Below are 10844 nucleotides of genomic sequence, written 5' to 3'. Positions count from 1 at the left end.
ATATTTTGGCGAGGATCAAATGGACCAGAATTTATAGGAAAAACCTTTATAAACATGACACCGATTGAGTATAAAACACTAAAACAGACAGCATGATTTTCTACGTGAGTTGTGTACTAAGTTTGGGGCATTTACAGCGAATTTTGTCCACTTTTTTGGCTAGGATCAAGGATCAAATGTTAGTAAATCCTACATATTAGTTCCTTTTGCTTAAGCCAGAATTTATAACCATTTAGAATAAGCTAAAATATCGATCATAGGAACGGTTCCACTGCTTTGTAATCTTGATATTAATTGAAATAAAAAAGCTGTAGCTGCCTTATCAGAGTTTGTTAATGAGTAAGTATCTCCATTTTTTATAAAATAACCATGATCAGCTATACATCCCATATCAAGTATATTATCCTTTTCCAAAGATACTTGAAGAGCGTTTCCTAATGCAGGGGTCCATTGACTTTTAAGAGTCAAAATACCTCCTATAATTGAAATAGGATCTTTGGGGGGATACTCTCCTCCAGCATGAGGAATAGGTAAGCTTGTAGATAAAAGCTTTCTTACACTAGATATTTTATTTTTAGTGTAATCAATCATTGACTTATCTGCTGTTTGTTTTACTTCAAAAATAGCATAAACACTTTCAATAGGAATAATATTCTGACCCTCATATGTAAATACAAAGGGAGAATATTGCCTATCAAAAATGGCAACATCAATTTGATCACTGAATGATCCTTTACTATCAACCAGATGTGTTTTTATTGCTTGATACCTTTTGGGTAAATAAGTATTAAAAAGATCAAGCCAAACATTTTCGGAGCCATCTCCTTTTGTTCCAGGATGTCCTAATGCTCCCCTTACAATACCAAGCCTATTAATAATGTCTTTATGCAGACTCCCTAATAACTCAGGAAGTGACCAGTCACTCATAAACTATCCTCTATAAACGGCTTAGTTGGAATAAAAGATCTAGCAATCTCTAATGCTCTATTAGGATCTATTTTTTGTGTTGGATATGCGTCTAAAATAATAGCAGGAGTAAGCCTCTGAACTATATCAGAGAAAGTAAATCCAAATTTCCTGTCTTTTGTGGGGCCAGTGGCCTCTACTAATTTCATAATATCATTATCAGTAAACTCGAAAGGAGAAAATAATGAGGAGATAACATCTTTTCTTTTATTATCATCTGGGCGATCAAAAATTAGAACCTCAGCAGCTCTACGCCTAATTGCGGGATCTAACGCATTTACTCTATTGGTACACATAATGACAGCAACAGGCAGCTTGGCATTGGTAATACTATCAATCCCTCTTATAAAGGCATTTACTCCAGCTTTGTCTTCATGATGCATCTGACTTGACTCTCTTGATTGTGCTAGAGCATCAGCTTCATCAATAAGTAAAATAATACCTCCAGTTACCTTATTTGAGTGCTTCAATTTTTCAGCTTCTTTTATTGTATGCTTAAAAGCAGAACTTATTAGTTGAGTCATTTCACCTACTCGCCCCTGTCCTCTGGAGGATAGACTTAATGGAAATAAGGTAATATCAATTTTTTCTTGTCTAGCAACAAAGTCACCTATAGTTTCAGCTAGCTCAGACTTGCCAGAACCAACATCCCCCGCTAATACAACAAGTGATGGCCTACGCAAAACAATATTCATAATATCATCAACATTTGAATAATATTTTTCAGCCCATTTTTTTAAGCCATCTTTATTTATTAATAAACCTAATATCTTAGATAGGTTAGAAATTTTATCATCCAGCCCAATTAATTTAGATAATCTTTCTTGGGCTTCAGGATCAGGGAAAGAGATAGGGTTATCAAATAGTTCAGTAGTATTAGTTTGTGTCATTAATAACTCCTTACAGAGGAACGAGATAGTGAGTGACTGCCTGATGAGTAGGTTCGATCAGACTCTAAGTATCCATTAACTGATGGCTCTTCCGCACCAACTCTTTTAAATGGTAATTTATTTTTAAAATCAGATTTTTCTTGAACTGAAAGCTTATCCCATTTACTTGTATAAGTTAAATAACTTGAAAAGCTAGCACCAACAATACTTTTCCCTGGCCTAATCTTTCCTGGGTCATCATCTACATTTGTATTTTGTAAATCTGAACTAGTATAAATTAGCGTAGGCTCTATCCATTTACCTTCTTTTTTGAAACCATAAGTGACTTTATTTAAGTATCCGTATTTAATAAGCAGCACAACTTCTTCTTCATATTTAGAAATATCACTATCAGAAGGTTTTCCATAAAAACGTTGCATTCTTTTTAAATCAGTAGCTACTTTAGCAGCAAGATACTTGGCATAAGTAATAGTAACTGTTTCAGTTGTTGTATAACTTGAAGACATATTTCCCTCGTTCACACAGTAAAAGTTGATCCAAATACTTTTTGCCAATAATAAAGCTTTTTTTCTTCCGTAGGTGCTGCTAATGCTGCATCAATAGCATCTCCTGCATCTAAAGCAGCATCTACTATCTTATCTACATTTTTTCGGCTATATAACTTTGCTGCATTGTTCTTAGAGTTAACAGGATCAATAATCTGTACAATATCACTAAATTTACTTAATTTAGATTCATCATAATAATCTGTAAAAGATATTTGTTCTTCTAGATTCGTGCGTGCAATATAAGTAAAAAAGCTCTGTAGCGCTTCTGGATAGTCTGATAAATTTTGACCTTTGTCTGATAAATAAGCAAGAATGAGCTCAATCATGAATGACTTAAATCTAAAATCAGGATCTTCATTTTTTTGTTTTCTTGCCCAAAACTTGATTAATCTAACCACCTGAGCAAAATGAGGATCATTTGCTTTCCTTGTACGAACGAACTCTAAATGCCTAGGGATACAAGTTTCTAAAAACTCACCATTTGCTTTACTAACCAAGCAACCATACCAGTTGGGATCTCCATCATAAAGTATTGGTACAATATCAACATCTAAGCCTGTTCTTCGAAACGAAACACAAATACTATAGTTTTGCCGTTTTACTTGATCAGGGGAGAAGTTTGGAAAAGCAACTTTCAGTTTATCTTCGAGATACTTTAATAAAGCATCTACATCTCTTGGTACATCAGCACCTGAAATATAACAAGCTAGATCAATATCATTTATAATTTTTAATGAAGTTCCTTTAGCAAGACTGCCTGACATAAGAATCTTTTTTAATGAGAAGTCCTCATGTTCCTTAAGATAATTTTCTAGTTTTTCCTTTAGTCTACCTGCTTGATCTCTATATTTTTTGACAAAGTCAGCTTTCAAATTGACTTTCTCTTCAGCAAATTTTTTTATGTACTTGTGATCAACATGTAGTCGACTCATGAAAACTCCCTTTTATTTTAAGTATATTATAGTTATATGGGATTTTAAAAAACTGTTTCAAGATGATTTTTTGCCTCATATTGAGAAGGAGTAACTAACTCACCACCATAAATTCTATAATATGCTTCAGCTAATAAACTCATATCTATATCTCTAATTTTTAGATACTTAGGTAAATAATAAATTAACAACTTTATAAAGATGTTCAATACTTATATTCTAATAATACATGATTCCACATATTATTAAAATATTACTTATAGCAATTAATTATTTTTCTCACGCTTTTTTAATTTTTGGGTGTAACTATCCCCTAAAATATTACAGCAAAAAATAGAAAATTCTCTATGATAAAAGTAAAGGGGATTTAATTATGAAAAAAATGACTGAACATCAAATCGTAGCTATTTTAAAAGAAGCTGAAGCAGGTATTCCTGTCAAGGTGTAAATGCCCAAACTTAGTACACAACTTGTAAATGCCCCAAACTTAGTACACAACTCACGTAGAAAATTAAGCTGCTTGTTTTAATGTTTTATACTCAATAGGTGTTCACTAGTGCCTTGATATTTACGTCCATTATCAGAATAAATACATGTAGTGGTATAAGGACACCAGGCTAATACATCGTTTTGTAAAAATTGTGCTTCGCTAAATTGGAACGTATCAGGGTAAATACTAGCATAAAGATCACGTGAAAAATCATCAATGCCAACAAATAAATATTCTCTAGTTAGTTTTGTTTTTTATGTATATTCATTACAGTAGTTTCTCAAATTACTGTAAACAACGCTAGTAAATCCTACAATTTATATTAATTATTTACGTTTATAAATTTTTGTCAAACGATATGCTCTGTTATGATAATTAGAATGATATTCGTCTTTAATTAAATCATATTGCCAAAGTAAAATATCACAGCCTATTCCATACATAAAGCTATATACAATATCATAACTTTGTTTTCTCTCGTCATCGTGATAAAAGAATTTATGATTAATATAACGTATTTTTTTTATTGGTCCGCTTCCATCTTCTTGAATATCTATAGAAAAACTAATAGAAGCAAAAGCACCTTTGTTTCGATAAATAGCAAAAAATTTTATTTGAGAAAATAAAAATTCTTTTTTTCCCAATTTAGATGATATAAATGTTATCTTTTCATTATCATAAAATATTTCCAAATGTTCATCTAAAAAATTTTCTGCTATAGCTTGATACATTATACCAATCAACGCTGCAAATAAAAAAGGTAAGAACAAAGGAAAAAGAGACTGAGAGAAACTATTTGTATAACTACACAAACAAGTAAAAAAAATTGCTTGTACTACAATCATTGACCAATAGATTAGGAAAAAAGCGAAATATTTTTGATAATTTACTGAATAAAATTGATAATAACGATCCATTGGTTACTTTTGCCCATTTTATTAATTTAAAAGTCTTAACTAATCATAAAAAAATCGAATTATAAATATCTGGTTATTAGTACAAAAATGATGTAAAAATTTATATGGCAATATAAAGATAAAAACTTTTTTATATTCAATATTGTTGAATAACCAAACCACATAAAAAGTACATAATTTAGAATAATGGGCTCGTAATGAGTCCAATTCTTTAATTAAATGCAAGCATATCCATTTTACATTAAGCCCCAAATAGCCTCTGTAATAAACCAATAATCAGTTATAATAAAATTATTATATAGATGATTACATTATACAACTTACATTTATCATAATTTATGATTAAACTAAAAATAAGAACCAGTACGAATTTATGCATCTTAATGGTTCTTTGTTAGACTAATGAATTTACTTATTACGTTGAAAGATAAAAAAAGAAAACCACCATGACTAATAAAGACAATTTAGCCAACCACACCCCAATGATGCAGCAGTATTTAAAACTTAAAGCTGAAAACCCTGATATTTTATTGTTTTATCGTATGGGTGATTTTTATGAAATGTTTTATGATGATGCCAAGCGTGCCTCGCAACTTTTAGATATTTCGCTCACAAAGCGTGGTTCGTCAAATGGTGAACCGATTCCAATGGCTGGCGTGCCTTATCATGCGGTTGAAAGTTATTTAGCAAAGTTAATCGCACTAGGGGAATCTGTTGCTATTTGTGAACAGATTGGCGATCCAGCTACTAGTAAAGGACCAGTAGAACGAAAAATTGTCCGTATTGTAACTCCTGGTACGGTAAGTGATGAGCTATTATTAGAAGATCGCAAAGACAACTTACTGGCATCAATTTGGCAATATAAAAATTATTACGGCTATGCCACACTCGATATCAGTTCAGGACGATTTTATATTTTTGAATGTGACAATTTCGAGGAAATGCAAGCCGAATTACAACGTACAAATCCTGTCGAATTACTATATCCAGAAGATTTTCAATCCATGCCATTAATTGAAAATAACTCTGGATTGCGCCGTCGCCCACAATGGGACTTTGATCTTGAAACAGCAAAACAACAGCTTAATCTACAATTTGGTACTAATGATTTAATTGGATTTGGTGTGGAAGACTGTAATTATGCACTTTGTGCAGCTGGCTGTTTGTTACAATATGTAAAAGATACTCAACGCACAGCTCTACCTCATATACGTTCAATTATCAAACAGTCGGCTTATGATTTTGTCGTGTTAGATGCCGCAACACGTCGTAATCTAGAAATCACCGAAAACCTATCTGGTGGAACTCAAAATACTGTAGCTGAAATACTTGATAAAACTCAAACACCAATGGGTAGCCGTATGCTTAAACGTTGGTTGCATTCACCAATTCGTAATTTGACTATATTACAAAATCGACAACAAGCTATTGGCGAATTACAAAATTATATTGATGAAGTTAATCCATTATTAAAACAAATTGGTGATTTGGAACGTATTTTGGCAAGACTTGCATTACATACAGCTAGACCTCGTGATTTTGCTCGTTTACGTGATGCTTATAATTTATTACCACAATTACAAACACTATTAAGTGGTCTTACTTCACCTGCGTTAATTAGCTTGCGTAAAAAAATAAATCAATTTGACCATATAGCCGAAATATTAAATCAGGCTATTGTCGAAACACCGCCGGTAATTATTCGTGATGGTGGGGTTATTGCTACTGGATATAATGCAGAACTAGACGAACTACGAAGTTTAGCGGATGGTGCAACCAATTATTTAGAACAGTTAGAAATCCGAGAACGTGAAACACTTGGCATTGACACATTAAAAGTTGGATTTAATGCTGTACATGGCTACTATATCCAAATCAGCCGTGGGCAAAGTCATTTGGCACCAATTCATTATACTCGTCGTCAAACACTGAAAAATGTTGAGCGATATATCATCCCCGAACTTAAAGAATACGAAGATAAAGTGCTAACTTCTAAAGGGCGAGCATTAGCACTCGAAAAACAACTTTACGAACAGCTATTTGATCTATTAATGCCCGACTTAGCTAATATGCAAACCAGCGCAGAAGCGATTGCAGAACTTGACGTTTTAACTAATCTTGCCGAGAGAGCATTAACGCTCAATTACCAATGTCCAACATTGTCAACACAAGCAGGTATTGAGATCCAAGACGGACGTCATGTTGTCATTGAACAAGTGCTACAAACACCATTTATTGCAAACTCACTCTCATTATTACCAAGCAGACGTATGTTAATTATTACGGGCCCAAACATGGGCGGTAAAAGTACGTATATGCGTCAAACTGCTTTAATTGTATTACTGTCTTATATTGGTAGTTTTGTCCCTGCATCAAAAGCAGTCATTGGACCTGTTGATCGCATTTTTACACGTATTGGCGCTTCTGATGATTTGGCATCTGGTCGCTCCACTTTTATGGTCGAAATGACCGAAACGGCTAACATTATGCACAATGCAACTCAACAAAGTTTAGTATTAATGGATGAAATTGGTCGAGGAACTTCAACATATGATGGGCTTTCATTAGCTTGGGCTTGTGCCGAAAATTTAGCGAATGAAATCAAATCAATGACGCTTTTTGCCACTCATTATTTTGAATTAACCCAATTACCCGAACATATGCAAGGTGTTTATAATATCCACTTTGATGCCATTGAACACGATAATACCGTTGCTTTTATCCACGAAGTATCTGAAGGCGCAGCGAGTAAAAGTTTTGGTATTGCTGTTGCTGGACTTGCCGGTGTGCCTAAGGCAGTACTAAAACGGGCTAAACAAAAATTGAAAGAGCTCGAGATTATTTCAAAACAAACGGCTAACAGTGGCGTTGCTCAATCTCAACTTTCTTTTATCAACGAACCTGAACCTTCGGAAGTTGAAGAAGCGTTAAAACAGATTGATCCTGATGCTTTAACACCAAAACAAGCATTAGAAATTTTATATCAATTAAAAAAGTTGGTGTAATTTAAATAACCTCTAATTGTTTTATTGTGATATTATTCTGAAAAAAACCGCTAGATGTGATTTCTAACGGTTGGTTTTAATTATGAATAGCATCTAGAATTTAAAAAATTAAGCCCAATTTTTCTTCTTAGATGTTTTACCTATGCCCGGATTAAGACTGTTTGTAGGATCAAGCTCTTGATAGAATTTTTTCAAATCCTCATTGGCATGATACAAATGCCCCACATTGTGCTCAGCTGGATATTGCGCTCCACGCTGATCAAGCAATGCTAAAATCTCCGCCTTAACTTTATCACAATCTACCCCTTTTTTAGCTATATAATCTTGATGAAATACATAACAGAAAAAATGCCCATAATACATTTTATAAATAAAGTTTTGATCAATGTTTTCTGGCAGCGTTTCAAACCAATCGGTATCATTACGTCGTAGTGCGATATCTAATGCAACAATGTTTTCCACTGTTTTGCTATGTACATTACGATAAGCCGTTGCAGCACCCGCAGCTGCAAAACGGTGTAACATTGCGGCTTCGGCTTCTTTTTCGTTACATAAAAAATAATTACCATTTTTATTTTGAAAATAGTCTTTTAAAAAAGCCTCGGCTTCTGCAATCCCATCATCTGCCATTTTTAAAATAAGGTGATGTTCATAACGATCACGATAATCACGCATTGATTTTGGTAAATGATTTGGCAAAAATTTGCAAGCAAAGATAGAAAACCGATCCGAAAAATTCTTTGGAAAAAATGGAATTTTAGCGGTAACACGATCAACAAAGTTCTTAAACACAAACATGCGTGGCATCATATCTGTACCTAGCTTTTTAATGGCTAAAAAGGTCGGTTTCCCATAAACTGCGGCAATATCAAACGCCACACGGTGTATATACTCGCCCGACACAGGCAAGGTTTTAAATTGGCTTAAAATGTGGCGACGAATACCATTTAATTCATTAATATCATTTGTACCAATATAAAATACGGCTGATTTTTTCTCTAACGGAAATGTATCAAGACGCACTGCAAATACCATTAATCTACCAGCACTACCTGATGCTTCATAATGACGAGCAGGATCAGCATTAAATCTAGCAGGCGTATCGGCATCTACTTCACGAACATGCTCACAATAATGGTGATCATGACCTAAACCAGCATCACGTTTAATATCCTTATCAGTATAAGTATGATTTTGAAGATTCTGTAAAATTGTTTCTGGTTCATCACCCAATTCTATACCTAAATGATTGACTAAGTGTAACTGACCTTGCGCATCTAATTGAGCAAACACCGCCATTTGCGTATAAGCAGGACCACGCTGAATAAGCGCCCCACCTGAATTATTACATACACCACCCATCACAGAAGCGCCAATGCAAGATGAACCTATAACCGAATGCGGACCTCGATGATATTTTTTTAATTCCTTTTCTAGACGAAAAAGTGTACTACCTGGTAAGCAGACAACTTGTTCACCATTTTCTATCACTTTGATACCATCCAAGCGACGAGTGCTAACAATAACAACAGGACGATCATAGTCATTACCATCAGGCGTTGAACCACCAGTTAATCCAGTATTTGCGGATTGTGTGATAACAATCACATCCGCTTCAACACACGCTTTTAACACCTGCCACTGTTCAACTAACGTTCCCGGCAAAACAACTGCCAATGCATCACCTTCACCAAAGCGAATACCTTGACGATAAGGTAATGTGCGTGCTGGATTGGTTAAAGTGTTTTTGGTACCAACAATTTCTTGTAACTTTTTAATAAGTACAGCTGACTCGTTGCTATTCATAGGGATTTTCCTTTGCGATAAAAATGGCGCTGATTATTTTATAATCAGCACATCTTAATCGAATAATCACCAATTTACTATGCAATTTTTAGTCAACAACGATTCTGTTGGGTTTTAATTTTATTATAATAAACAACAAGATATAAGTAACAACCATTTATTTGTGAATAAAAACAACAATGATAGATTTATACTATTAATTATTAAGGTCACATAGTAGTAAATAGCAAAATTTAGAATTTTTATAAAATAAAAACAATAATATTTTACCTAATTACTTTTTATTTGTGCTTTTTATTCGTGCCTTTCTTTCTACTTGATTAAAAAAAGTCCACGCTACAAACCTACTCACTTTTTGCCCTTGCGCCATGGGAATAATACGGCTTTCAACAACAGCAGCTTGTTTTAATTTTTTGTTAATTATCGACAAGGTCTCTTTTTTTGAAACTAATGAAGTAAACCACAGGCATTGAGTTTTATATTGAGTACTTTCATTAATCATATTACTAATAAAAGCACTTTCACCACCTTGACACCAAAGCTCGGCATTTTGTCCACCAAAATTAAGCACAGTTTTTTGAGTGGAATTTGTTAGCTTACCTAACTTCTTCAATTTGGTTTGCGTACTTGCCAATGCATCTTCTGCTGAAGCATGAAAAGGCGGATTGCACAGGGTTAAAGCATAAAATTCATTGGGCTTAATAATATGCTTAAAAATCGATCCACTGTCTTTTTGTAATCGACACTGCAAAGTGTTTTTTAATAACCTATTGGCTTGTGTAATTAGCAAAGCAACTTTGATCGCAACTGGATTAATATCACTCCCTACAAATGACCAACCATATTCGGCACAACCAATAATAGGGTAAATCACATTAGCCCCAACGCCAATATCTAAAACCCGAATTTGTTTACCTGTTGGAATGCTATTTTGGTTGTCTTGAGCTAATAAATCAGCCAAATAGTGAATATAATCAGCTCGACCAGGAATGGGCGGACATAAATAACCATCTGGAATATCCCAATAATTTATTTGATAATCATTCAATAACAAGGCTTTATTTAACTGTTTGACAGCCATAGGATCGGCAAAATCGATCGATAAATTGCCATAGCAATTCTGATTTACATACCGAGACAGCTCAGGCAGTATTTTAATGAGCTTTGTAAAATCATAGCCATTCTGGTGTTTGTTTCTGCAATGTAATTGAAGCTTTTTTAATGGCGTTTGCACGGTTGTCCTATTTTATCCAAAATCAAATAACCGCTATTATAACGACTTAACAGCAA

Annotated in this window: 8 protein-coding genes; 1 reads left to right on the top strand and 7 read right to left on the bottom strand. The window is 33.9% G+C overall.

Annotation, left to right across the window (positions count from 1 at the left end; genetic code table 11):
* Nucleotides 1-222: 222 nt before the first annotated feature.
* From B9N71_RS01285 to B9N71_RS01260, 5 genes are all read right to left on the bottom strand, one after another.
* On the bottom strand, nucleotides 223-927 hold the full coding sequence (locus B9N71_RS01285; RefSeq protein WP_085163840.1) for a DUF6602 domain-containing protein: 705 nt from the start codon (nucleotides 925-927) through the stop codon (nucleotides 223-225).
* Complete coding sequence (locus B9N71_RS01280) at nucleotides 924-1856, bottom strand: AAA family ATPase (protein WP_085163839.1); 933 nt, start codon at nucleotides 1854-1856, stop codon at nucleotides 924-926. Before B9N71_RS01280 ends, B9N71_RS01285 begins: the two co-directional genes overlap by 4 nt.
* Nucleotides 1856-2362, bottom strand: coding sequence for an HORMA-1 domain-containing protein (locus B9N71_RS01275; protein ID WP_085163838.1), 507 nt, complete (start codon nucleotides 2360-2362; stop codon nucleotides 1856-1858). The genes B9N71_RS01280 and B9N71_RS01275 overlap by 1 nt, the downstream gene beginning before the upstream one ends.
* An 11-nt stretch (nucleotides 2363-2373) precedes the next feature.
* Complete coding sequence (locus tag B9N71_RS01270; protein ID WP_085163837.1) at nucleotides 2374-3336, bottom strand: CBASS oligonucleotide cyclase; 963 nt, start codon at nucleotides 3334-3336, stop codon at nucleotides 2374-2376.
* A gap of 816 nt (nucleotides 3337-4152) precedes the next feature.
* Nucleotides 4153-4743: a hypothetical protein gene (locus B9N71_RS01260; protein ID WP_143421976.1), complete on the bottom strand. Its 591-nt coding sequence runs from the start codon at nucleotides 4741-4743 to the stop codon at nucleotides 4153-4155.
* A 446-nt stretch (nucleotides 4744-5189) separates the two neighbouring features.
* Between B9N71_RS01260 and mutS the strand changes: the two genes are divergently transcribed.
* Nucleotides 5190-7748 (top strand): DNA mismatch repair protein MutS, encoded by a 2559-nt coding sequence (gene mutS / locus B9N71_RS01255; RefSeq protein ID WP_085163835.1) that lies wholly within the window; start codon nucleotides 5190-5192, stop codon nucleotides 7746-7748.
* A gap of 108 nt (nucleotides 7749-7856) precedes the next feature.
* Here mutS and dld read toward each other — a convergent pair whose 3' ends face one another.
* Together dld and rlmF are read right to left on the bottom strand one after the other, a co-directional pair.
* Nucleotides 7857-9554 carry a D-lactate dehydrogenase gene (gene dld / locus B9N71_RS01250; protein WP_085163834.1) on the bottom strand — a complete coding sequence of 566 codons (1698 nt, stop codon included), beginning with the start codon at nucleotides 9552-9554 and terminating at the stop codon, nucleotides 7857-7859.
* Between the two features lie 274 nt (nucleotides 9555-9828).
* Nucleotides 9829-10788, bottom strand: coding sequence for a 23S rRNA (adenine(1618)-N(6))-methyltransferase RlmF (gene rlmF / locus B9N71_RS01245; protein WP_085163833.1), 960 nt, complete (start codon nucleotides 10786-10788; stop codon nucleotides 9829-9831).
* Nucleotides 10789-10844: the final 56 nt, after the last annotated feature.

The organism is Gilliamella bombi (genome assembly GCF_900103255.1).
Classification (GTDB): Bacteria; Pseudomonadota; Gammaproteobacteria; order Enterobacterales; family Orbaceae; genus Gilliamella; species Gilliamella bombi.
The sequence above is the reverse complement of the archived record's forward strand: the minus strand, read 5'-3'. Positions and strand labels throughout refer to the sequence as shown.